22 protein-coding genes are annotated in these 25581 nt (G+C 33.9%); 18 read left to right on the top strand and 4 right to left on the bottom strand.

The features are described from left to right. Window positions 1-57: 57 nt before the first annotated feature. From AC2A1D_RS06765 to AC2A1D_RS06730, 8 genes are all read left to right on the top strand, one after another. Window positions 58-579: a YceD family protein gene (locus tag AC2A1D_RS06765; protein ID WP_484042881.1), complete on the top strand. Its 522-nt coding sequence runs from the start codon at window positions 58-60 to the stop codon at window positions 577-579. Between the two features lie 60 nt (window positions 580-639). Continuing rightward, window positions 640-843 carry a 50S ribosomal protein L32 gene (rpmF, locus tag AC2A1D_RS06760; protein ID WP_007843326.1) on the top strand — a complete coding sequence of 68 codons (204 nt, stop codon included), beginning with the start codon at window positions 640-642 and terminating at the stop codon, window positions 841-843. 127 nt (window positions 844-970) lie between these two features. Further along, the gene (gene accB, locus AC2A1D_RS06755) at window positions 971-1456 is read left to right on the top strand and encodes an acetyl-CoA carboxylase biotin carboxyl carrier protein (protein WP_484042880.1); all 486 of its coding nucleotides are present in this window, start codon (window positions 971-973) and stop codon (window positions 1454-1456) included. Window positions 1457-1553: 97 nt separating this feature from the next. Further along, window positions 1554-2909, top strand: coding sequence for an acetyl-CoA carboxylase biotin carboxylase subunit (accC, locus tag AC2A1D_RS06750; RefSeq protein ID WP_484042879.1), 1356 nt, complete (start codon window positions 1554-1556; stop codon window positions 2907-2909). Window positions 2910-3176: 267 nt separating this feature from the next. Beyond that, window positions 3177-4427: an ornithine--oxo-acid transaminase gene (gene rocD / locus AC2A1D_RS06745; protein WP_484042878.1), complete on the top strand. Its 1251-nt coding sequence runs from the start codon at window positions 3177-3179 to the stop codon at window positions 4425-4427. A gap of 139 nt (window positions 4428-4566) precedes the next feature. Next, a complete protein-coding gene (locus tag AC2A1D_RS06740; RefSeq protein WP_484042877.1) occupies window positions 4567-5331 on the top strand; it encodes a glycosyltransferase family 2 protein in 765 nt (254 codons plus the stop codon). 52 nt (window positions 5332-5383) lie between these two features. After that, window positions 5384-6151, top strand: a complete 768-nt coding sequence (locus AC2A1D_RS06735; protein ID WP_484042876.1) for a glycosyltransferase family 2 protein — start codon at window positions 5384-5386, stop codon at window positions 6149-6151. Then, window positions 6142-6885 (top strand): polysaccharide deacetylase family protein, encoded by a 744-nt coding sequence (locus AC2A1D_RS06730; RefSeq protein WP_484042875.1) that lies wholly within the window; start codon window positions 6142-6144, stop codon window positions 6883-6885. Before AC2A1D_RS06735 ends, AC2A1D_RS06730 begins: the two co-directional genes overlap by 10 nt. Here the strand turns inward: AC2A1D_RS06730 and AC2A1D_RS06725 are convergent. Further along, window positions 6882-7958 (bottom strand): glycosyltransferase family 4 protein, encoded by a 1077-nt coding sequence (locus AC2A1D_RS06725; protein ID WP_484042874.1) that lies wholly within the window; start codon window positions 7956-7958, stop codon window positions 6882-6884. The genes AC2A1D_RS06730 and AC2A1D_RS06725 overlap by 4 nt on opposite strands. A 62-nt stretch (window positions 7959-8020) precedes the next feature. Here AC2A1D_RS06725 and AC2A1D_RS06720 point away from each other — a divergent pair, with 62 nt between their 5' ends. From AC2A1D_RS06720 to AC2A1D_RS06705, 4 genes are read left to right on the top strand one after another with little or no spacing between them, the layout of a single operon-like run. Beyond that, complete coding sequence (locus tag AC2A1D_RS06720) at window positions 8021-8998, top strand: WaaS/CpsH family glycosyltransferase (protein WP_484042873.1); 978 nt, start codon at window positions 8021-8023, stop codon at window positions 8996-8998. Next, window positions 8995-9933 carry a glycosyltransferase family 2 protein gene (locus AC2A1D_RS06715; protein WP_484042872.1) on the top strand — a complete coding sequence of 313 codons (939 nt, stop codon included), beginning with the start codon at window positions 8995-8997 and terminating at the stop codon, window positions 9931-9933. Before AC2A1D_RS06720 ends, AC2A1D_RS06715 begins: the two co-directional genes overlap by 4 nt. After that, on the top strand, window positions 9930-10901 hold the full coding sequence (locus AC2A1D_RS06710) for a WaaS/CpsH family glycosyltransferase (RefSeq protein ID WP_484042871.1): 972 nt from the start codon (window positions 9930-9932) through the stop codon (window positions 10899-10901). Before AC2A1D_RS06715 ends, AC2A1D_RS06710 begins: the two co-directional genes overlap by 4 nt. Before the next feature lie 3 nt (window positions 10902-10904). Then, a complete protein-coding gene (locus AC2A1D_RS06705; RefSeq protein WP_484042870.1) occupies window positions 10905-11741 on the top strand; it encodes a glycosyltransferase in 837 nt (278 codons plus the stop codon). 1 nt (window position 11742) lies between these two features. Here AC2A1D_RS06705 and AC2A1D_RS06700 read toward each other — a convergent pair whose 3' ends face one another. After that, window positions 11743-13809, bottom strand: a complete 2067-nt coding sequence (locus AC2A1D_RS06700) for a glycosyltransferase (protein ID WP_484042869.1) — start codon at window positions 13807-13809, stop codon at window positions 11743-11745. Between the two features lie 63 nt (window positions 13810-13872). On the opposite strand from AC2A1D_RS06700, the gene AC2A1D_RS06695 reads away from it, so the two are divergent. Further along, window positions 13873-14757, top strand: a complete 885-nt coding sequence (locus tag AC2A1D_RS06695; RefSeq protein WP_484042868.1) for a hypothetical protein — start codon at window positions 13873-13875, stop codon at window positions 14755-14757. Window positions 14758-14805: 48 nt separating this feature from the next. Here AC2A1D_RS06695 and AC2A1D_RS06690 read toward each other — a convergent pair whose 3' ends face one another. Next, window positions 14806-15150 carry a phosphomannose isomerase type II C-terminal cupin domain gene (locus AC2A1D_RS06690; RefSeq protein ID WP_484042867.1) on the bottom strand — a complete coding sequence of 115 codons (345 nt, stop codon included), beginning with the start codon at window positions 15148-15150 and terminating at the stop codon, window positions 14806-14808. 125 nt (window positions 15151-15275) lie between these two features. Between AC2A1D_RS06690 and gltX the strand changes: the two genes are divergently transcribed. Next, window positions 15276-16781, top strand: a complete 1506-nt coding sequence (gltX, locus tag AC2A1D_RS06685) for a glutamate--tRNA ligase (protein ID WP_484042866.1) — start codon at window positions 15276-15278, stop codon at window positions 16779-16781. Window positions 16782-16829: 48 nt separating this feature from the next. Beyond that, window positions 16830-17786, top strand: a complete 957-nt coding sequence (locus AC2A1D_RS06680; RefSeq protein WP_484042865.1) for an acetyl-CoA carboxylase carboxyltransferase subunit alpha — start codon at window positions 16830-16832, stop codon at window positions 17784-17786. Between the two features lie 74 nt (window positions 17787-17860). On the opposite strand, the gene AC2A1D_RS06675 is transcribed toward AC2A1D_RS06680, so the two are convergent. Further along, a complete protein-coding gene (locus AC2A1D_RS06675; RefSeq protein WP_484042864.1) occupies window positions 17861-18538 on the bottom strand; it encodes a DUF6759 domain-containing protein in 678 nt (225 codons plus the stop codon). Window positions 18539-18682: 144 nt separating this feature from the next. On the opposite strand from AC2A1D_RS06675, the gene tsf reads away from it, so the two are divergent. From tsf to AC2A1D_RS06660, 3 genes are all read left to right on the top strand, one after another. Further along, window positions 18683-19507 carry a translation elongation factor Ts gene (gene tsf / locus AC2A1D_RS06670; protein ID WP_123320943.1) on the top strand — a complete coding sequence of 275 codons (825 nt, stop codon included), beginning with the start codon at window positions 18683-18685 and terminating at the stop codon, window positions 19505-19507. 186 nt (window positions 19508-19693) lie between these two features. Then, window positions 19694-23836, top strand: coding sequence for a T9SS type B sorting domain-containing protein (locus tag AC2A1D_RS06665; RefSeq protein WP_484042863.1), 4143 nt, complete (start codon window positions 19694-19696; stop codon window positions 23834-23836). A gap of 80 nt (window positions 23837-23916) precedes the next feature. Next, window positions 23917-25581: IgGFc-binding protein (locus AC2A1D_RS06660; RefSeq protein ID WP_484042862.1), on the top strand; the 1665-nt coding region annotated here is incomplete at its 3' end.

The raw sequence follows: 25581 nt of genomic DNA, 5'->3' as shown, positions 1-25581 counted from the left end.
TGTTATTCAAAATATTTGTTATTATAAAAAAATTGCATATTTTTGCACACTCATTTTATGAACAAGTTAAGAAACTATGATGTTAGCTTTTCCGGGTTAAAAACCGGCAAGCACGAGTTCAGGTTTGAGACAGATAAAGAGTTCTTTCAATTGTTTGACACTGAACAGGAGTTTACAAACCCTAGAATTGCAGTAGATGTATTACTCGATAAGCATTCTACTTTTTTAGAGTTTGAGATAAAAGTAAGCGGAACTGTAGAACTGGTTTGTGATATCACAAATGAAAATTTTGATTATCCCATCGAAAACCAGATTAAAGTTTTGGTAAAATTTGGAGAAGAATATGATGATAGCGAAGAAGACGTTATCACAATTCCAACCGGAGATCACGCGTTTAATATTGCGCAACTAATCTACGAAAACGTAGCGCTTTCAATTCCGATGAAAAAAGTTTCGCCAAATGTAAGTGATGAAGATTTGGCAATCTTAGAAAAGTTCGGTCCAAAAGAAGACGAGGAAGAAGAACAAAACAGCGACCCAAGATGGGACGCATTGAAAAATTTAAAGAATAAAAATTAAAATAATTTAATGATGAGATGATGAATCTCATCGCTCATCAATTAAAAAAGTTATTAGAAAATGGCACATCCAAAGAGAAGACAGTCGTCTACAAGAAGAGACAAGAGAAGAACTCATTACAAAGCTGTAGTTCCTCAATTGGCTAAAGATGCAACAACAGGAGAGCTTCACCTTTACCACAGAGCTCACTGGCATGAAGGAAAACTATACTACAGAGGTAAAGTAGTATTGGAAAAAGAAGTAGCAACTACTGAAGAAAACTAAGAGTCGCTTTTCATTGAAAAACACTCGTTTTTATACAAAAAACCGCCAATTTTGATAAAATTTGGCGGTTTTTTGTTGTTTTTTATGTTTTTTTGGTATCTTTGGTGGCAAATCAAATATCAATTTTATGGACATTAAAGACATACAGAATCTTATCAAGTTTGTATCTAAAGCTGAAGTTTCAGAAGTAAAATACAAAACAAAAGATTTCGAAATCACCATTAAAACTCCATTAGCTGGAAGCGAAGTTGCTTACGCACAACCTGCAGTTTACCACACTGCACCACAACAAGTAGCTGCTGCTCCTGCACCAGTTGCCGCTCCTGCTGCTGCACCGGCTGCACAAGCTGAAGCTGCTTCTGATGATAGTAAATTTGTTACAATCAAATCTCCAATGATTGGAACTTTCTACAGAAAACCATCTCCAGATAAAGACGTATTCGTAAACGTTGGTGACGAAGTTTCTAACGGAAAAGTAGTTTGCGTAATCGAAGCAATGAAGTTATTCAACCAAATTGAATCTGAAGTGAGTGGTAAAATCGTTAAAATCTTAGTAGACGATGCTACTCCTGTAGAATACGACCAACCATTATTCTTAGTAGATCCATCTTAATTAGAAGTTAGATGTTAGGCATTAGATGTTAGATTAAATTCTACATTAAAATAACATTATCTAATTTTCAAATTATCTAATTTTCAAATTGAAAAAGATGTTCAAAAAAATATTAATTGCCAATCGTGGCGAGATTGCAATGCGTATTTTACGTACTTGCAAAGAAATGGGAATCAAAACTGTTGCAGTTTACTCTACTGCCGATAAAGACAGTCTTCACGTAAGATTTGCGGACGAAGCTGTTTGTATTGGCCCTGCAATGAGTAAAGATTCTTATCTAAAAATCCCTAATATTATTGCTGCTGCAGAAATTACAAATGCAGATGCAATTCACCCAGGGTACGGTTTCTTATCAGAGAATGCTAATTTCTCAAGAATATGCCAAAAGAACGGTATTAAATTTATCGGTGCTTCGCCTGAGCAAATCGAAAAAATGGGAGACAAAGCAAATGCTAAAGCTACCATGAAAGCTGCAGGTGTACCTTGTGTACCTGGTTCTGATGGTTTAATTGAATCTTACGAACACGCTGTAAAAATTGCTGAAGAAACAGGATATCCTGTAATGATTAAAGCAACTGCAGGTGGTGGTGGTAAAGGGATGAGAGCTGTTTGGAAAGCTGAAGACCTTAAAGATCACTGGGAATCTGCAATTCAGGAAGCTGTAGCTGCATTCGGAAACGGAGGTATGTATATGGAAAAACTGATTGAAGAGCCTAGACATATCGAAATTCAGGTTGCAGGAGACCAATTTGGTAAAGCTTGTCACCTTTCTGAAAGAGATTGCTCTGTACAAAGAAGAAATCAAAAATTAACAGAAGAAACTCCGTCTCCTTTCATGACAGACGAGCTTCGTGAGAAAATGGGTGAAGCTGCTGTAAAAGCTGCTGAATTTATCGGTTACGAAGGTGTAGGAACTATCGAATTCTTGGTAGATAAGCACAGAAACTTCTACTTTATGGAAATGAACACCAGAATCCAGGTAGAGCACCCAATTACTGAGCAAGTTATTGATTATGACTTGATTAGAGAGCAAATTCTTTTGGCTGCAGGAACGCCTATTTCTGGAATTAACCATTATCCAAAACTTCACTCTATCGAATGTAGAATCAACGCTGAAGACCCTTATGCAGACTTCAGACCGTCTCCAGGAAAAATCACTAGATTAAACATTCCGGGAGGTCACGGGATTAGAGTTGATACACACGTTTACTCTGGCTACACAATTCCTTCAAACTACGATTCAATGATTGCAAAATTGATTACTACCGCACAAACGCGTGAGGAAGCTATTGCAAAAATGAAACGTGCTTTAGAAGAATTCTACATTGAAGGGGTAAAAACTACCATTCCTTTCCACAGACAATTGATGGAAGACGAAAGGTATCTTTCTGGAAATTACACTACAAAATTCATGGAAGATTTTGTAATGGATAGAAAATATGATAATCATTAAGATTATTAAAATACTTCAAAACCGCCTTTTTAGGCGGTTTTTTTGTTTCCAAAAAACATCTTGAAAAACTTTCTTTAACCTCTTCTAAATTTTTAAAATTCAATCAAAAAAAGATATAAAAACCAAAACCCAATTGAAGTTTACTAAATATCTTCCAAATTAAAGTGTAAACCAATAAAGCCGTTCTGCATCTTGGTTTTAAACAGAAAAAAATTGTTCTAAGCAAGTTATTTTTAATAATTAAATTTGTGAAAAACAAACAAGAATATGTCAACAGCAGAACAAACAAAAAATTCGCAATATTACATCGATTTGGAAGACCAACACGGCGCTCACAATTACCATCCGCTTCCTGTAGTTTTAGACAGAGGAGAAGGTGTTTTTGTTTGGGATGTTGAAGGAAAAAAATATTACGATTTTCTTTCTGCTTATTCTGCAGTGAACCAAGGACATTCTCATCCGAAAATTGTAGATGCTTTAGTACATCAAGCTAAGAAATTGGCGCTAACTTCAAGAGCATTTTACAACTCGAATTTAGGAGAATACGAGAAAAAAATCACTACTCTATTCGGTTTCGATAAAGTTTTACCAATGAATTCCGGAGCAGAAGCGGTAGAAACAGCCGTAAAATTAGCCAGAAAATGGAGTTACGAAGTAAAAGGTATTTCTGAAAATGCTGCTAAAATTATTGTCTGCGAAAACAACTTTCACGGAAGAACAACAACCATCGTTTCTTTCTCGAACGACCCAGATGCAAACCAAAACTACGGTCCTTTTACACCAGGATTTATAAAAATTCCTTACAACGATATTCAGGCTTTAGAGGAAGTTCTAAAAAATGATGCACAAAATACTGCCGCTTTTTTAGTTGAACCTATTCAAGGGGAAGCTGGAGTGTATGTTCCGGATGAAAATTTCCTTAAAAACGCTTCAGAACTGTGTAAAAAATACAATGTTCTTTTCGTTGCAGACGAAGTCCAAACAGGAATCGCCCGAACTGGGAAATTAATTGCTTGTCACCACGAAAATGTTCAGCCTGATATTTTAATTTTAGGAAAAGCTCTTTCTGGCGGAATGTATCCTGTTTCTGCGGTTTTAGCGAACAATGAAATCATGAATGTGATTAAACCTGGGCAACACGGTTCTACGTTTGGAGGAAACCCAATTGCTTGTGCAGTCGCGATCGCTGCTTTGAATGTGGTGGAAGAAGAAAAACTTTCTGAAAGAGCTGAAGAATTAGGAAAATTATTCAGAGCTGAAATTGAAAAATTAATTGAAAAGACAGATTTAATCACCAAAGTTCGTGGAAAAGGTCTTTTGAACGCTATTTTAATTAACGATACTCCAGAAAGTTCAACCGCTTGGAATCTGTGTTTACAACTTAAAGAAAACGGACTTCTTGCAAAGCCAACGCATGGAAATATCATCAGATTGGCACCGCCGTTGGTAATTACCGAAGAGCAATTACTAGACTGTGTAAACATTATTGAAAAGACGATTTTAGAATATAAAAGATAAAATCTATCAGCAAAATTTAAAAATTATAACACTCTGAATCAGGGTGTTATTTTTTTAACATAATATTTAAACAATCGATTGTTTAACTTTGCAAAAACATTTCAATCTAATGTTTTGATCAATGAAAATGACTATGAAAGTGCCCAAAATAAGCGCCTTGCTGATTGTTTATAATGAAGAGAAAAATATTGAAGAAGCCCTAAAATCAGTTGATTTTGCCGATGAAATCATCGTTTTGGATTCTTTTAGCCATGATAATACGGTACACATTATTCAAAATAAATTTCCAAAAGTAAAATTGTATCAAAATAAATTTGAAGATTTTACCAAACAAAGAAACCTTTGCATTTCTTACGCAACCAATGATTGGATTTTGTTTTTAGATGCAGACGAACGTGTAACTCCGGAATTAAAAGAAGAAATTTTAACGGAAATTAAAAAACCAGAAACCGCAGAAGCATATTTCTTTAAAAGAAAATTCTTCTTTAAAGGTGAAAAAGTAAATTATTCTGGAACGCAAAACGACAAAAACATTCGTCTTTTTAAGAGAGAAGTGGCGCATTATGACGAGAACAAACGTGTGCACGAAGGTCTTAGCAAAGCAAGAAATACAGCCGTTCTAAAAAATTATTTGCTCCATTTTTCTTTTGATTCTTACGAAGCGTATTACAACAAAGTGATACATTATTCAAAATTAAAAGCTGCAGACCTTTACGAAAAGGAAATCCCCTATTTTTTCATTAAAAAAACATCAAAAAGCGCTTTTAATTTCTTTAAAATGTACGTTCTAAAATTAGGAATACTCGATGGAAAAAAGGGTTTAACCCTCTCCTATCTCAGTGCTTTAAGCTCTTTTAAAACATATGAATATTTGAAAGAAGAGTATGCAATAAATCTTATTTAACAAACTTAGTTTTCTGAAAATAAAATGTATTTTTGCTTCAATCAAGCTCAAAATGAAACTTTCAGTTGCTATAATTACCTTTAATGAAGACAGAATTATCGAAAAAACGTTGAATTCTGTGCACGATATTGCAGACGAAATTGTAATAATAGACAGCTTTTCGAGCGATAAAACTTTAGAAATTTGCGCTAAATTTCCCAAAGTGAAAGTTATTCAACAAAAATTTTTAGGATTCGGAAAACAGAAAAACTTTGCCATCGAACAATGTTCCGGCGATTGGATTTTGTTTTTGGATGCCGACGAAATTCCTGATGAAACGGCAAAAAAAGCTATTCAGAAAATTGTTTCTTCAGAAAAAACTACTTTTAAAGTCTACAACATTAGTTTTAATAATATTTTCCTTGGAAAATCTTTAAAATATGGAGGTTGGGGAAATATCAAAAGGGAAAGACTCTTCCAAAAAGGATTCGGAAAATATTCTGAAGATATTGTTCATGAAATCTTTTTAACCTCAGAAAATGTTGGTCTTCTAGATGGAAAACTGAATCATTTTACATACAAAGACATTCATCATCACATCGATAAATCGAATAAATACACCACGATGATGGCTGAAAAAATGTATCAACGAGGGAAAAAAGCGACGGTTTTAAAAATCATTTTCAGCCCGTTTTATCAATTCATCAAATCATATTTTATACGATTAGGTTTTTTAGACGGTTTGGTGGGATATTACGCAGCAAGTACGGCGGCATTTTACACTTTTTTAAAATACAAAAAGTTGCATGAGCTTACTCATGTTAAAAACTCATGTTCTTAAATATATTCAAAGGATTATTGGGAATTTCGAGCGCATCAGATGTTAGAATTTTGATGTATCATCAAGTTGTTCCCGAAAAGGAAAGAGAAAACAACGACCTCATCATTTCTGTTGAAAAGCTCGAAGAACAGTTCATTCACATTCAACAAAATTTCAAAACGGTTTTCTTTAATGAATTAGAACAAAAGAAAAACGTAAAGAATAAGATTATTTTGACATTTGATGATGGGTATTACAATAATTACCAATATTTGATTCCGCTGCTTGAAAAGTATCATCTGAAAGCCACCATTTGCATTCCTACGGAACTTATCGAAAAAGATTTGAACAACAAACCCGGAATGTACATGAATTTCGAGCAAATTCGCTCATTGCCTTCGCATTTGGTAGAAATTGCGTTGCACAGTCATGCACACAACAATTACTCGCAAATGACGCTTGAAGATGCGGAAAACGATGTCATTAAAAACATCAAAACACTTAAGAGAGAAAACATTCCATTTACCAATATTCTGGTTTATCCTTACGGGAAATTTCCTAAAAAGGGAATTCAAAAAAAGGAGTTTTTTAAGATGCTGGAAAAGCATAATATTTCAGCAGCACTTCGCATTGGAAACGATATTGCGTCTTTCCCTTGGAAACAAAAATTTGAAGTAAAAAGAATCAATATTTGTGGGAGTGACAGTTTTTCAAAGTTTAAAAACAAGCTCCGTTTTGGCAAAGTAAAACTTTAAGCTAACAATTTTCGGTATAAATTTTCGTACGACTCTGCCATTTTTTGATATCCGAATTTTAAAGCATGTTGATGAAGTTTTGACGGCATTTCAGAATCATTATTAAATATTTCCATTCCGTTAAGATACACTTCATTCATTTTTTCACCTGAAAAATCATCGAAGAAAAACGCCAAATCGCCACCGATTTCGGGAAGACTCGTTAAGCGGCTTAGAAAGACAGGCTTTCCAAAATACATCGCTTCAACAGGCGGAATTCCAAAACCTTCGGCTAATGAAGGATGAACATACGCCTCGCATTTCTGCAAAAGAAAATACTTCTCGTCGTTCGAAATATTTTCAAGAATATGAACTCGGTTTTCTAGATTCAACTCTTTAATTTTTGCTAAAAACTCTTCTTTATAACCAGATTTTGAAGCAGAAGTAACTAATACCAAATCGCGGTCGTTTTGCGCAATTAAATCAAGTAAAACTTTTTGATTTTTCTTCGGAAACAAAACACCAATCGTCAAAATAAATTTTTTATCTAAAAAACTAAATTTCGAGCTGAAATCGGGAATATTTCCTTCGGGAAAAATCAAACCGTTGTAAATAACTTCAGTAATTACATTTTCCTTTAAACTAAATACAGATTTATTGTTTTCGAAATCAGTTTTAGCGAAATTTGAAATACAGACAATGGCATCTGCATTCCCAATATTTTTCTGAACTAATTTTTTCGTTTTTAACACTTTCTTCTCAGAAGATTGGTCGTGTAAAAAATTGAGGTCGTGTAATGTAACCACTTTCTTCTGATTTTTTCCTACCGAATGAAAATAATCAGAAAGTTGATGCCCAACGTGAATAAGCTGATAATTTTTTGTATTAATCGGAAACATTTTTTGCCAAAACTTCCAATTGAGAACCTTATTTTGAGCTCCAACTTTTGGAATATTTTTTTTTGGCCCATAAAAAGTGTAATGAATATCACTATTTCGCTCACTTACTCCTTTAATGAGTGATTTACAAACATTCGCAATCCCAGATTTGGGATACTTCAGTCTTTCAACATCAATAAGAATATTCAATTTCATTATTACGGCAGGGCTTTTGCTCAAAAGTATAAATTTAAATTATAAATCTTTACTTTTGTTAGATGAAAATTTGTTTAATCAGTTTCGACTTTTGGCATTATGATGAGCATATCGTTCGAAAACTGAAGGAAAAAGGTATTGAAGCATCACACATTAACATTGGTGCTTTTACACATAAAAATTTTGGAGCAAGGGTAAAAAACGCCATGAGTAAAGTCTTCATGGGCAAAAATCTTAAGCACGAAAAAAGACAAAATTTCATTATTGAATCTCTAGAAAAACTGGGAAAACAAGACCAGATTTTAGTTATTAATCCAGAAGCGATTGAAGAAAGAGTACACAAAATCATTAGAAAATCTACCGATAGAAACATTGCGTATCTCTACGACAGTATGAAAAGAAACCCTGCTGAACATATTTTGCATTTCTTTGATACTGTTTTTTCTTTTGATGATGAAGATGTAAAAGAGCATGGTTTCAGGAAAATTTCAAACTATAATTATCTTGAATATTGTCCTGCAGAAAAACAAAATCCACAACTTGACCTTTTTTATATTACGTCTTATGACAAACATCGAATCGAAAGACTTAACATACTGATTAACAAAACACAAACTGTAAAAATAAAGTTTAAAACCATTATTGCCGGTAAAAAAAGCTGGAAAAATAAAGTTTTACAACTCATTGACAAGAAAAATGCTAAAATACTGGATTTCAAAACAAAAAACACCCCACAAAGAAGCTTACCTTCTTTATACAAAAACTCAAAAGCTATTTTAGACCTTCAACGAAATCATCAAATGGGTCTTAGCTTTCGTATTTTTGAAGCGATGGCTTTAGAGAAAAAGTTTGTAACCGATAATCAGAATATAAGAAATTATGATTTCTACAACCCAGAAAATATCTTGATTTTAAACGAAGATTTTTCTAACTTGTCTAAAGATTTTTTCGAGAAACCTTATGAAAAACTTCCTGAAGAAATCTACTATAAATACACATTAGACCATTGGGTAAATACTGTTTTTAACTTACACTCATGACGAAAATTTCTGTTGCTCTTTGCACCTACAACGGTGAAAAATTTCTGCATCAACAAATAGATTCTATTCTGAAGCAAACAGTTCCCGTGAATGAAATCATCGTTTGCGACGACGGCTCTAACGACCAGACTTCCAAAATACTAACTCAATATCAAGCGAAATTTCCGGAAGTATTTAAAATTCATTTTAATACCGAAAATCTTCGCAGCGTAAAAAACTTCGAAAAGGCAATTTCTCTTTGTTCCGGAGATATCATTTTCTTATCAGACCAAGATGATATTTGGGAAGAAAATAAAGTGGAAGTTTTCATGAAATATTTTGATGAAAACCCAAACATTGATGTAGTTTGTTCTAATGGTTTTATTATTGACAGTAAGGGCAAACACTTAGAAAAATATACTGTATGGGATGCGCCTAAATTCCTAAATGAAGAAAGTCTTCCCATAGATTTTTTTAAAATTTTTAATACCATTGGAAATTTTGCAACTGGAGCAGCCATGGCAATTAGAAATTCTTTAACAAAAAAAAGCATTCCTTTTCCTGAAATACCTGGCTTTCATCACGATGAATGGATAGCCCTTTTTTCTGCACAACAAAAAAAGTTTGGTTTTATTAATGAAAAGCTTTTTTCTTATCGTCTTCACGATGATCAACAAGTTGGTGGAATTTCGTATCCTAAAAACGAAGCCTCAAAAAACAGAATAATTCAAAAATTTAACATTCTTAATCATCCCAAAACATTTCGAGAATTTAAAAGTAAAATAAGAACTTTGAACGAAAAGGAAAAAAAATTCAATGATTTTCTTAATCTGCATCAAAACAATAGTATCGAAAAATTTTTGACTTTAGTGCAACAGGAAAAAAAGAAAATATTTAATCTCTTAAAAAAGGAAAAACCTCTATACTTTCTATTCTTTACATACATTTACAAATGAAGAAAATTCTAATCGTAATGCATAACTACGCAGATATTCCAAATTTAATGAAAAAGAATTTGGATTTTTTAGGTTATGAAAATGTTGACTTTATTTTTTATGCAGATGAAAAATTTAAATATAAAAACCTTTCGGAAAAGCTTCATAATTTGTTTAGGAAAAGTATCTTGAGAGATAAAAATTTCAAAGAAAAACTACGAAAAGCATTTATAGAAAAAACACTATTGCAAAAAGCACAGAATCTACCAAACTACGATATTATTCTGGTAATGAATACCGATTTTTTTTCTGACAGATTTTTGCAAATACTAAAAACTAAAACCCAAAAGCTTATTGGAAATCATTGGGACGGTCTCGGCAGAACCCCAGAAATTTATTCTAAAATAAATATATTTAACAAGTTTTATGTTTTTGATAAATCTGATGTAAACGAAAAGAATAACATTTTTTTTCTAACAAATTTTTATTTTGATTTTGATTTGCATGAAGCCACAAAAGAAGAAAAGCAAGACGTTTTCTATCTTGGAACCTACGTTAAAAATAGGTTTGATATATTGAAAAAAGTATCTCAAATCTTAACAAAAAATAATATTAGTCAAAAAATCGTTCTATTTTCATGGGAAAAAGAAAAAAATGAAGGAGCCATTACTTTTACAAATGAATTTATGTCTTACGAAGAAAACGTAAAAAATGTACAAGAATCAAAAGCTCTGCTAGACTTGAAACTAAAAGAACACAATGGGTTATCATTCAGATTTTTTGAAGCATTAAAATATCATAAAAAACTGATTACGAATAATTCTGATGTAAAAACTTATGATTTTTATAATAAAGAAAATATTTTTATTCTTGGAGAAGATTCTGAAAGTGAATTAATCGGCTTTATGGAAAGCCCGTATATAGAAATACCTGAAAAAACAAGAGAAAAATACAGTTTTAAAAACTGGTTTACTACCCTTACATCTTAAAATATGGATGAAAAAATCTCAATTATTATAGCCTTTTACAAAGGAGAAGATTATATAGATGAAACATTAAAGAGTGTTTATGAACAAACCTATAAAAACTTTGAGGTAATAGTTGTAAATGATGGCTCAGATCAAGAAAAACTGATTACTCTTGAACAAAATAAAACTTTTACAAACCTAAAAATAATTCATCAGGAAAACCAAGGACAATCTTCTGCGAGAAATAATGGTGTAAAAAATGCTGATGGAAAGTATCTTTTATTTTTAGATTGTGATGATCTTTTAGACAAAACTTTTTTAGAGAAAACTCTAAAAGTTCTTCAAAACAATCCTGAAATAAGAATTTCTTATTCTAAAGCGAAATATTTTGAAAAAACCAATAAAGAATGGGTTCTGCAACCCTTCAAAACGCACGACTTTTTAATTGAAAATTGCATCCCAATCACCGCACTTTTTTACAAAGAAGACTTTGACAATATAGGAGGTTTTGATACCAATCTAAACTATTATGAAGATTGGGATTTTTGGATATTCTTAATTGAAAAAGGCGCAAAAGTTCATAAAATAAATGAGTTTCTATTCTTTTACAGAATTCGAAAAACAGGAAATTCTTTAACCAATACAAGTTTGGATAATCATTCTAAATTATCTGACAATTTTTTTAAAATTTACCAGAAGCATTATGATTTTTATGTTCAAAACGGATTAGACTTTCACACCATAATGAGTCTTATTCGTGAAAACAAGAAATATAAAACCAAATATTACAATGAATGGTATAGAAAACTTTTATATAAATTTTTCAAACCAAAAAAGTATAAAAGAATTTATAAACTTTAATTTAAAAGCCCAAATATTCCAACATTTTTCGAATATTCTCTTCTTGAGCTTCTACAGAAAATTTAGCTAAAGGTTGCAAACTATTATCATGTAAAGTTTGCCACAACTGCTTATCGTTATATAATTCTAAAATTTTATTTGCAAAATTCTGAGGATTTTCATCAGAAATGGAAGCTGTAATATAATTTTCTAAACCCATTCCTTCTGCCCCTATTCCAGTAGTCACCACAGGAAGTTTGTATTCTAAAGCTTGTCCTATTTTACCTTTTACACCTGCTCCATATCGTAACGGGGCAACAAAAACTTTAGCATTCTTGAACCAAAATTCCACAGACTCTTGAAATCCTAAAATTTGAAATTTATCTGAATGATATTTTAATTTTAGTTCTTCAGGAAAATCAGGACCAACAACAAATAATTTGATGGAGGGAGCCTTTTCCCAAACCAAAGGCATAATACTATCGTGCAGAAATTTAACCGCATCTATATTTGGCAAATGATTGTATCCACCAATAAATAGCAATCCTTCTCTTTCAGAAAAATCAATTGATTGGTTTTCTACCGGCTTATGAATATTACTCACTGTAAAAATTTTATCAAAAGCTACTCCGTTTTTGGAAACCGTGTTCTTTTCTTCATCACTAATTGACAGAACTGCATCAGCTGTATTCATTCCTCGATATTCTTTTTCTTTGAAAAAGTCTATTTCTTTTAATCTATCACTGGTTATGCTTTCAAGATAATTATTTTCTCTTTCCATCCTCAAATAATGGAGATCTACCATGTCATAAATTACTTTCTTCCCAGAAATTTTTCCTGCAAGCTGTTTATACCAATAATCAAAACCAATGGGGCGGAAGATCCAAACGACATCGATGTAGTCGAGAGCTTCATCAATCTGGTCTTTTACTCTTACAATTTTATTTTTCGTCGATACATAATCCACACAAACTTGCACTCCAAAAGATCTAAAAAAACGCACATAAGATTGATCTGCTATTTCATCAAAATGTTTTACCGCTAAAATAACTCTATGCTCATTTTTTTGTAAAATTTTCAGAATCTCCAAAAATCTTCTTGAACCTGAATCCTGATCTGGTTTGGGCATATTTTCTTCCAGAAAAAGGAAACTAGGTTTCTTGTAGTGAGCATTGAGATTAATCTTACCATTATTTAAAAACATTTCATTTTTAAAGTACGCATCCCACCTTTCTCTAAAAACCTCTTTATTTTTTGCCAATAACAATTCTTTGCCTGAGTTATCTTTTCCTGTGTATGAAATGTTTTCAAAATGAATAATTTCTGAAAGAGGTTGATAATAAATATCTAAATTCTGATCATACTTAATTCTTTGGCACAAATCTGTCTCCTCATAATACGCTGGTAAAAAAGCCTCATCAAGAAGGTTAAAATCTCCTTGAGCATTAACCTTTTTAAATAACAAACTACATCCTGAGCAATAATCTACTTTTCTTACAAAGTTATATTTAGCATCATCAATAGCTTCTCTCCTCCCAATATTTATGATTTCAGAATTTTTAAAAATCAAACAGCCGGCTTCCTGCAAAGTATTATCTGCAAAAACCATTTTAGATCCTACAGCACCTACATTTTCCTTAGTTTTAAAGACTTGGAGTAGGCTTGACAGATAATTTTCCTGAACTTCAACATCGTTATTAAGTAAATAAACATACTCACCTTTTGCTGCTTGGATTCCTTTATTTACATTTTTTAAAAAACCTAAATTTTCTGGATTATCAATAATCGTTATTCCAGGAATCTTATTAAGGTACTCTAAAGTGTTATCGCTACTTTTATCATTAATGATAATGATTTCCTTAGAAACATTTTTATCAAATTGCTCAATCGTGTAAAGACAATTTAAAGTATATCTTATCTGGTTGTAGACAGGGATAATAATAGAAACTTCAGGTAAATTTTCTGTACTAAAATCAATTTGATAATCATTAAAAAAATCAAGTTCGAAATGATTAATCTTTAGCTTTCGCTGGTTCTTGATGAAATTATAATCTTTGATTTTATTTTTAAAAAACCTTTTAATTCCCATTTTAAATTTATTATTTTGTTGTGCCTTTTAAAGAAAAACGAAATTAAGCATTTATTGCAAATTATGAGAAACAAAGAAAACTTAATCAAAGTAGGTTACCTTTTATCCTATGATTACTCCTATATATCTACTTCAATAAGGCAAATATATCAGGATGTAGACAGTATTATAATAAGCTATGATGCCGAAAACAAAACTTGGGCAGGAAATGATGTTTTTATTCCTGAAAGTTTTTTCTCAGAAATCAAAAAAAATGATCCTCAAAATAAAATAACGTTTTATAAAGACAGTTTTCACATACCTGGAAAAGAGCCAATGGAGCTTGAAACAAGGCAGAGAAATATGATGGCTGAAAAACTTGGTCCAGGAGGATGGCATATGCAAATTGATAGTGACGAATATGCGTACGACTTCAAAAAACTAGCTACATTTCTTCGAAAACATAGTTATTTATTAAAAAATCCAGAGAAAAGACCATTTAATTTTCAAGTGAATTTTGTTACACTTTTTAAAAAAAATGAAGACGGTTATTTTGTGATTACCCCTTTTGAAGAAAAATGCTTAATGATTACCAACTATCCAAAATATGAGTACGCAAGAGTTACTAATAAAGGTAGAACCCTTTCATTAGACTTTCATCTCATACACCAATCATGGGCTAGAGATGAACAAGAGATAATTCAGAAAATCAATAATTGGGGACACAAAAATGATTTTGACACCAATACTTTTCTAGGACAATGGAAAAATCTAAATGCAGAAAATTATAAGACATTTAAAAACTTCCATCCTTTGGAAGCAAGCCATTGGAAAGAAATTTCTTTTTTTCGTGCTAAAACAATTGATGATTTCATTTCAAGCTTTTCATCAAAATTTCCACAACCCGATCTAAAGCTAAATCTTTCTTCAACGAAAAAAATTAAACTTTGGCTGAAAAGCCTCTTTTAAATAAAAAAGGAGTTGTCTCAAAACAACTCCTTTTTATATTAATAGATTTTAGTTTCTATCATACTCATCCTCAATCCTCACAATATCATCTTCTCCGAAATAAGTTCCTGTTTGAACTTCAATGAAGACAACTGGTTTTTCAGAAAGGTTCATCATTCTGTGTTTTGCGCCGAGTGGGATAAAAATGCTTTCACCATATTTCAGGTTAATTTCTTTCTCATCTAAAACAACGGTAGCATCACCTTCAACAATCGTCCATTGCTCTTGTCTTTTGTGATGATATTGGTAAGAAAGCTTTTGTCCTGGGTTTACCTCAATTCTTTTCAGTTTATAATTGGGTTCATCTGCCAAAACATAGTATTTTCCCCATGGTCTTTCGCCTATTTCTAACATAAGTATTTTATTAATAATTTGTACAAAAGTAAAAATTCAAAATTAAAAAAGCCAATAAGAGAGACATTAATCATTCTTAAAAAAGTATAATTTTAAGTAAATTTGCAGAAATTTATTTGAAAAAAATGAAGAAAGTAAGAGTACGTTTTGCTCCAAGTCCTACCGGACCTTTACATTTAGGAGGCGTAAGAACCGCATTATATGATTATCTTTTTGCTAAAAACCAAGGTGGCGAGTTTGTCTTGAGAATTGAAGATACAGACACCGCAAGATACGTGGAAGGCGCAGAAGAATATATCGAAGAAGCCCTTGAATGGTGCGAAATTATCGCCGACGAAAGCCCTAAAAAAGGAGGAAAATACGCTCCATACAGACAATCTGAAAGAAGAGATATCTACGACAGATACACCGAGCAAATCTTAAAAACAGATTATGCTTACATTGCTTTTGATACTGCCGAAGAGTTAGATGCTATTCGTGCAGAATACGAAGCGAGAGGCGATGTTTTCTCTTACGACAATAAATCTAGAAATCGTTTAAGAAACAGTCTTGCTCTTTCTGCAGAAGAAGTTCAAAAGTTATTAGACGACAAAACTCCTTATGTGGTAAGATTTAAAATGCCGGTTGACAGAACTTTAAATCTTGTAGACATTATCCGTGGGAATTCTTCAGTAAACACCAATACTTTGGATGATAAAGTTTTGGTAAAAAATGACGGAATGCCAACTTACCATTTCGCCAACATTATCGATGACCACGAAATGGAAATTTCTCACGTTATCCGTGGTGAAGAATGGTTGCCTTCTTTAGGGTTGCACACTTTATTGTATGAAGCAATGGGTTGGGAAGCTCCTCAGTTTGCACACCTTTCTTTAATTTTAAAACCTGAAGGAAAAGGAAAATTAAGCAAAAGAGACGGTGATAAATTCGGATTTCCTGTGTTTCCTTTAAATTTTACAGACCCTGCAACAGGAAATATTTCAAAAGGTTACAGAGAAAGCGGTTATCTTCCGGAAGCATTCATCAATATGGTGGCGCTTTTAGGTTGGTCGCCTGCAGATGATAAAGAAATTTTATCGTTGGATGAGATGGCAAAAGAATTTGATTTAAACAAAGTTCATAAAGCCGGAGCGAGATTCAGCAAAGAAAAAGCAGAATGGTTCAACCATCAATATATTCAGAAAACTTCGGATGAAGATTTATTATTAATTTTAAAAGCATCTGAATTAAATATAAATCTTTCAGATGAAAAACTTTTAAAAGTGATTCATTTGATGAAAGAAAGAGCAACTTTCCCAACAGACATTTACGAAAACGGAAAGTTTTTCTTTGAAGCTCCTACTTCTTACGACGAAAAAGCTTCAAAAAAAGCATGGAACGACGAGACTTCTGCTATTTTAGGTGAATTTGCTACGAAATTAGAAGAAACAGAGTTCGTTTCTGAAAACTTAAAAGAAGCTTTACATAGTTTTGCGGAAAGCAAAGGCTTAGGAATGGGTAAAGTAATGATGCCGTTGCGTTTAGCTTTGGTGGGCGAACTGAAAGGACCAGACGTTCCAGACATCATGGAACTTCTTGGTAAAGAGGAAACTACCTCTAGAATAAACAATGCAATAAATAATTTTAAATAGAGTTGTATAATTTTTCATACATTTGAAAGATTTAATTTACTTCAAGAAATGGAATATTTAAGTTTCGAACTTCCTATTAAAGAATTGATGGATCAGTATCAAACCTGTTCATTGGTAGGAGAAGAAAGTGGTGTTGATGTAAAATTAGCATGCAGCCAAATCGAGGATAAGATCATAGAAAAGAAAAAAGAAATCTACGGAAGTCTTACCCCTTGGCAAAGAGTACAGTTATCGCGTCATCCGGATCGCCCATATACTTTAGATTACATCAATGGTATGGTAGATAAAGGAAGTTTTTTAGAACTTCACGGTGACAGAAACTTTGCAGACGATCCTGCGATGATTGGCGGTTTGGCTACATTAGATGGTCAAAAAGTAATGATCATTGGAACTCAAAAAGGAAGAACAACCAAAGAAAGACAGTACAGAAGATTCGGAATGCCGAATCCTGAAGGATACAGAAAAGCTTTACGTTTGATGAAGCTAGCTGAAAAATTCCAAATTCCTGTAGTAACTTTGGTAGATACACCGGGAGCATACCCTGGTTTAGAAGCTGAAGAAAGAGGGCAAGGTGAAGCAATCGCAAGAAATATCTTCGAAATGACGATGCTTAAAACTCCAATCTTCACGTACATTATTGGTGAAGGAGCGAGTGGCGGTGCTTTAGGAATTGGTGTTGGTAACAAGGTTTACATGTTAGAAAACACTTGGTATACTGTAATTGCACCAGAAAGTTGCTCATCTATTCTTTGGAGAAACTGGGATCATAAAGAAGATGCAGCCAATGCATTGAATCTAACTCCGAAAGATGCGTTAAGAGAAAAATTCATCGACGGTATTGTTGAAGAACCACTTGGTGGAGCTCATTACGATCCAGAACAAACGTATTTAAATTTAAAAGCTTCTATTTTGCAAAATATCAAAGCTTTCTCAAAGTTTACAGGAAAAGAGCTGGAAACTCAGAGACAAGAAAAATTTATTGCAATGGGGCAATTTAAAGGATAATAAAAATTCTTTAAAAATTTACATAAAAAAGCTCGGCGGAACTTCGTTCCGCCGAGCTTTTTCTTTATCAATATTTAATCTATACTCAACTGGATTTCAATATCCTGGCTAATCTTTTTCAAAGAAGAATACTTCGCATCACAAACCATGGTTGTCACCACATATTCACCTTTATCTACCATAATATAATTGTGTCCGTTTGCCGGAACATTTAAATTATAATACTTTTTTCCGGTAATTTTTACGATCAAATTACATTTAGATTTATTTTTAATATTGATGTAAGCCTCTTTATCAGAATCATCTTTATTAAAAATATGGGTAAGATAATCGGCGGTTCTTTTGCTTTCAGCGCTTGGTTCAGACTTTTTACTGCCTGTACTTGCATAGTTTATCGTTCTTTTAGAGGAAGTATTAGAAGCGACAGATTTATTCGGCAAACTAGAATTTTGAGTAATTCTTTCCACTTTATCTTTGCTCATAGGTGTTATTGTAGGCTTTGCAGCGGGGTCATTATCTGCCATAATAATATTCACCAATTTCTTTTTAAAGTATTCCGTTTTAGCATGACCTGGGTTTTGTTTTAAAAATCCTGCAATAATTCGAGCTTCTTTGGTACTCTCCGCATCCTGCTCTGTATAGATAATGAGTGTTTCTTTTTCTGCTACAGCTCTAGATTTAGATTTTTTCTTCTTCTGAGAAAACCCCAAACTGAAAACACAGACAAAAAGAACAAGAAATATTTTCTTCATAGAACTGAGTATTAAAAATTTATAAATATTATACTATAACGCAAAAAGTCATTTTTTAGTTTATCAATTAAATCATTATCTTTGCGCCACAAAATTTAAACGAATATAATTAATTATTAAATAAAATAAAAAATAATAGATATTATGTCTTATACACCAGTAGCTGCAGATGTAGCAAAATTAAGAAACCAAACAGGTGCAGGTATGATGGACTGCAAGAAAGCTCTAGTAGAAGCTGAAGGAGATTTCGAAAAAGCAGTAGATATCCTTAGAAAAAAAGGACAAAAAGTTGCAGCAAACAGAGCAGACAGAGAGTCTACTGAAGGAGCTGTAATCGCTAGAGTAAACGAAGATAACACATTAGGTGCTATTATCTCTCTAAACTGCGAAACTGACTTCGTTGGTAAAAACGAAGCTTTCATCGAGCTAGCTTACGAATTGGCTGAAATGGCTATTTTCGCAGCAACTAAAGAAGAATTATTAGCTACAGATTTCCACGGAATGACTGTTGCTGAAAAATTGATCGAGCAAACAGGAGTAATCGGTGAGAAAATTGAAATCGGAACTTTCGAAAGAATCGAAGGTCCTTTCTTGGGAGCTTACATCCACGCTGGAAACAAAATCGCTGCAATCACTTCTCTTTCTGCAAAAGTAGACGGAGCTGACGAAGTTGCAAAATCTGTTTCTATGCAAGCTGCTGCAATGAACCCAATCGCTCTAGACGAAACTAAAGTTTCTCAAGAAACTATCGACAAAGAATTAGAAATCGAAAGACACAAACTTACTGAGGAAGGTAAGCCTGCAAACATTATCGATAACATCCTTAAAGGTAAAATGCAGAGATTCTACAAAGACAACACTTTGGTACACCAAGATTTCATCAAAGATAGCTCTATGTCTGTAGCAGACTATGTAAAATCTGTAAACGCAGATCTTAAAGTAACAGGATTTGTAAGAGTAAGCCTATAATCTTACCCTACTACAATAAAACGATCCCGATGAGCTTTCATCGGGATTTTTATTTTTAAACATCTCTCAAAATATTCATTATTTATTAAATTTTAATTAAACTTTAATTGATTACATAAAATAAACTTAAAAGATATGAAAATGTGATGATTAATATGTAAATTTGTCGCCCGTTTTATAATTTCCATGAAAAGATTTTTACTAAGCATTTTTGCATTTTTATGTTTATCTCTTAACGCTCAACTTGATACCGACCACTGGTTTGCTCCCATGGCTGCAAAAGCAGGAACTGGAGGTCTTCAAAGCTACCTTTATCTGTCAACCAACGAGACAACCCCTTTTACGGTTCAGGTTTACAATAATAATGCAGTTTTTACATCGGTACAGATTAGTAAAAACAACCCTGCACAAGTAAGTATTCCTGGAAATATGATGTTTGCAACCAACCAAAGCGATCTTTTCAGCGCCAATACAATGGGGCTGTTCGTAAAAGGAACTAAAAAATTCTTTGCCAACTTCAGATTTTCTATCACCAATCACGCAGAGATTATTACATCTAAAGGTTTGGCTGGACTTGGAACACATTTTAAAGCAGCGATGGCTCCTATTACAGGATCCAACTTTTATATTAATTCCACGATAGGAGTTACTGCTACAGAAGACAATACTACGGTAGTCGTTTCTGGCTACAACCCTGCTGTTGTTTTCAGTGATGGAACATCAAGTGCAACAAAAACTTTCACTTTAAATAAAGGACAGTCTTATATTTTAGATGCGGTAAGTGCAGATGCTCCTGCCAACTTAGATGGTCTTGTTGGAGCTAACATTGCATCTAACAAACCCATTTCGGTAACTAACGGAAATTTTAACGGAATCTACACCATCTTCAACCTTAGTAATAACGACATTCTAATGGATCAAGCCGTTCCCGTAGATAAGCTTGGGAAAGATTTTGCTTTGGTAAAAGGTAATGGAACTCCCTCTTCTGGGATGGAAACTGCATTAATTATAGCAACTGAAGATAATACTACATTCACCATTAACGGAGGAGCATCTGGAGTAACATTGAATTCTGGACAGTATTTTATGGTTCCTACAAATTATTACACCAATCAAGGGAATGGTTTGTACAACATGGGAATTTCAGCTACAAAAAATGTATATGTTTATCAACTTTTAGCGGGAACCAGCGTAGGAAACGAGTATGCAACAGGAGGCTTCAACTTCATCCCACCTTTAAGCTGTTTTATGCCAAATAATATTGATCAAATTGCACAGATTAATATGATTGGCGGAACTTCATATACGACAAAACTAAACATCATTACTCAAGCAGGCGCAACGGTTACAGTAAACGGAGCTGGGCTTGCTGCCACAACTGGACCATATCCTGTTCCTGGAAACGCCAATTGGGTAACCTACTCTGTTCCAAATATGACAGGAAATGTAACGGTAAACTCTACAAAATCGGTAACTGCAGGAATAGCTGCAGGAAGTGGAGCTGTAGGATATGGAGGATATTTTGCCGGTTTCTCTTCTGTCCCTGCGATCAGTAAAACGGGAGATTGCTATTTAGGAGTTGTTTTACAGGTAGACAACAGCTACGATGCATACCAATGGTACCTTAACGGAGTTGCAATTCCGGGCGCGACATCTTACTCCATTAATCCTGAAAATTATGGAGCAGGAAATTACACTTGCCAAATCACCAAAAACAACTGCGAGACAAAACTTACCGCAGTTTACACATACACGGTTTGTCCGCCAATTCCAACAACAACATACAACATTGGAAGTTGCCAAACTCAGCAAATCAACCCATCATTAGTTACATCTACACAAACGATGGTACCATCAAGTGTAACTATTGTTCAAGCTCCAGCTTCAGGCTCTACTTCTGTGAATACATCAACTGGACAAATTACCTATACACCAAGTACCACTTTAACAGCAGACACTTCTGTAAATTTCGTTTATTCAGTTCAAGGAAATGGAACTCCTGCAGATATTGAATATTTTAAAGTGATTGTAAACATTGATGTTTTACAGGTAAACAATGCGACTTTAACTACGTGTAGTAATGCCAATGGTTCTGGAACTTTCAACCTTACAACGGCGGTGGTAACATCGGATACAGGAACAACAATCACATACTATTCAGATGCAGCACTTACAACACAAATTACAGCACCTGCAACGTATACCACAACTTCAAATATTGCGTACGCAAAAGTAACTTCGCAATACGGTTGTTCAAAAACAGCGCAAATTAGTTTAACCATAAATCCGTCGCCAAACATTAACACCGCAAATTATAATGGTACTTTGTGTGATGATAATTTAGATGGAATCATTAATATAGATTTTTCAACAATTACACCGCAAATTGTTACAAATTCTGCTAACTTTACTGTTAAATATTACCTTTCTTCGGCAGATGCAACGGCCGGAAACGCCAACAATCTTCCCAATAACTGGTCTTATACTACAGCAACCACTGTTTACGTAAGGGTAGAATCTGCAAACGGTTGTCCGCCTGCTTTTGGCCAAATCAATTTTGCTATTGGAAACAAAATCCCGCTTCTTACTTTAGACTACAACAGCCTTGTTTGTGATACCAATTGGGACGGAACAGAATCTGTAGACCTGAATAATTACAAAAACAATTTCACGACAGATCCTGCAGTAACTTTAACATTCCATAATTCTTTGGTGGATGCTCAAAATGCTGCAAACGCTATTAATGCTACTCAAATTATTGCGCCATCACAGATATTTTTTGTAAGATTCCAAAGTACAGCCAACTGCGCTAATGTGGCTAAATTAACTTTAACTCTTGACCAAATAACAACCAACAACGTAGCTTTATCGGCTTGCGCCAATGCTACAGGTTCTGCAGTTTTCAACCTAACAACTGCGGCAGTTACTACAACAACAGGAACTGTGATTACTTATTTTTCGGATGCAGCACTTACGACACAAATTACAGCACCTGCAACGTATTCTACAACAGGCGGAACAGTTTATGCAAATGTAACTTCTGCTTTTGGCTGTTCTAAAGTAGCACAGATTGCCTTAACGGTAAATCCTTTACCAAGCATCAATACAGCAAACTTTAACGGGGCATTATGTGATGATAATTTAGATGGAATTGTAAATGTAACTTTCTCAACAATTACACCGCAAATTGTACCCAATGCAGCTAACTTTACCGTTAAATATTATCTTACAGCGGCAGACGCTAATGCAGGAAATACAAGCAACCTTCCAAATAACTGGACGTACACAACGACGACAACAGTTTATGTAAGGGTAGAATCTGCTTTTGGTTGTACTCCTGCCATTGGACAAATCACCTTCACTGTTGGAGCTAAAATCGCTTTAATTAGCAGTAACGTAATCACTCAAGTTTGCGATGCAGACTTAAGTGGCGCAGAATCTGTAAACTTAAATGATTATAAAAACCTTTTTACTCTAGACCCGGCTGTTACATTAACATTCCACTCCACCTTAGCGAACGCTCAAAGCGGGACAGGTGCAATCAGCTCGATTCAAAATATTATAGGTACGCAAATTTTCTTTATTCGATTCACAAGCGCAAATGGATGCCCTACTACAGGAAAACTAACTATAACACTTAGTGCAAGTAAAAAATCTGATACCTTACAAGACAAAACCATCTGCCCTGGAACAAGAGTAACTTTAGATGCGGGAGCAGGATTCACTTCTTATCTTTGGAATACAGGGGCTACAACACAATCAATCATTGTGGGAGAAGGAAATTATTACGTAGATTTAAACTTCAATGGTTGTACCTACAGACAAAATGTTATCGTTAAAAACGCTGTTTTGCCTACTATTACAAGTATTGTGGTGAATGCGAATACTGCAACAATAAATGTAAGTGGAGGAACTGCTCCATATCAATATTCAATAAATGGCTTTGATTACCAAAATAGCAATATTTTCACAGGCTTAACAAGAGGCCCATACAAAGCCTACGTAAAAAGCGCAGACGGCTGCGAACCGGTAGTGAAAGACTTCCTAGTAATCAATTTAATTAACGCTATTACTCCGAATGGAGATGGCCACAACGATTATTTAGATTATTCTGAACTTAGCATAAAAGAAAATGTTAGCATTGAGGTAGTAGACCGATACGGTGCTCCCGTTTATAAATCTTCAAACAAAGATTACAGATGGGACGGCAAGGTCGGAAATAGAAGCTTATCTACCGCTACTTATTGGTATATCATCAAATGGACAGAACCAGACACAAAATTACCCGTTTCATATTCTGGATGGCTTTTGATAAAAAACCGTGAATAATTTTTAATGTTTTGTTAATTATTTTTAACAATATCTTAAATTTTTATATTACTTTTGTGGAAATCATAATTCAAATAACTATGAAAAGATTTCTACTAAGTTTCGCTTTAGTAATTCTGACGTTCAGTAGTCTTTTTGCACAAAGAGACACTGAACACTGGATTGCGCCAATGAGAGATAGAGCTTCCACTAGTGGAACACAAGTGCTTTATTTTTCAACTGATGCCCTTACTCCATTCCCAGTCGACATTTACCATAACAATATTGTAATTGGAACGGTAATGGTAAGTAAAGGAAACCCACAAACATACGACATAACCGAGAGAACAAGAATTATAACAACTTCTGATGCTGATTGTTTTACTCCTGTAGCAATGGGACTCTATATGAAAGGAACACAACCTTTCTATGTTACCATGAGGTTTTCTATACCAAGCCACGCCGAAATTATTACATCGAAAGGAAAAGCAGGTATTGGAAAAACTTTTTACGCAGCTTACGCTCCTTTAACCGCCAATTACTCGTACACCAATTTCACCACAGGTATTATGGCAACAGAAAACAACACTACCGTAACAGTTTCGAACTATAATACAGGTGTTGTATTTTCTGGAGTTTCTCCTACACCAGCAACCCTTACGTTTACACTTAATAAAGGACAATCTTATATCATCGATGGTTCAGGAACAAACACATCAAATAATACCGGATTTATTGGGGCAAAAATAGTTGCGGATAAACCCATTTCAGTAACCAACGGAAACATGAATGGTCAATTTGCAATTACAACAAGTTTTTCAGGTTCTGATATCGTTATGGATCAATCGGTACCAATCGAAAGATTAGGAGATGAATTTGTTTTAGTAAAAGGAAACGGAAACATCGGACAAGGTATGGAAGGAGCCATTGTTATAGCGACTGAAAATAATACCCAAATTTTCATTAATGGCTCTACAACCGCTGCAGCAACAATTAATGAAGGGCAATTCTATCGTATTAATGACGACATGTGGATTAACCAACTCACAAGTGGTCATTATAATATGCATATAAAAACTACAAAAAAAGCATATGTTTACCAACTTCTTGCCGGTGTAGCAACTAGTAACGCTACTTTAGGATACAATTATGTACCTCCATTAAACTGTTTCTTACCAAGAAAAATTGACGAAATAGGAAAAATTGGTGAAATGCCTGGAATAACTCCAGAAGTAAAATTAAATATCCTAACAGAAGCAGGCGCTACTGTACTTGTAAACAACAACCCACTACCAGCAACTCAAGGACCATTTCCTGTAACAGGTACTGCTGCTTGGGTTTCATATTCTGTCCCTTCTGTTGTTGGAAATATCACCGTGCAGTCTACAAAAGCAGTAACAGCAGGAATAATTGGAGGTAGCGGAGTCTACGGTTACGGAGGTTATTTTGCCGGGTTCAATTCGGTTCCTGTAATCGCAAAACAATCTGGAGATTGCGTTCCTGGTATTGTTCTTGAAGTAGATAGCGGATATGATGCGTACCAATGGTTTCTAAATGGAGTTGCAATTCCTGGAGCTACATCAAGTACCTATACTCCACTTGCTGCCGGAAACTATACAGTAACTGTTGGCATGGGAAGTTGCAACCCTCTTACAACCATTGTATACAAAGTATTTTCTTGTCTAAAAGAAACTACACAGTCTATCAATGTGTGTGCTTCAAAAGTAATTCTACCAACATTTACAAGCTCTACTCAGACCCCACTA

It is taken from the genome of Chryseobacterium sp. HNCC26DJ239, from assembly GCF_057180445.1.
This window is presented reverse-complemented; position numbering and strand designations above follow the sequence as displayed.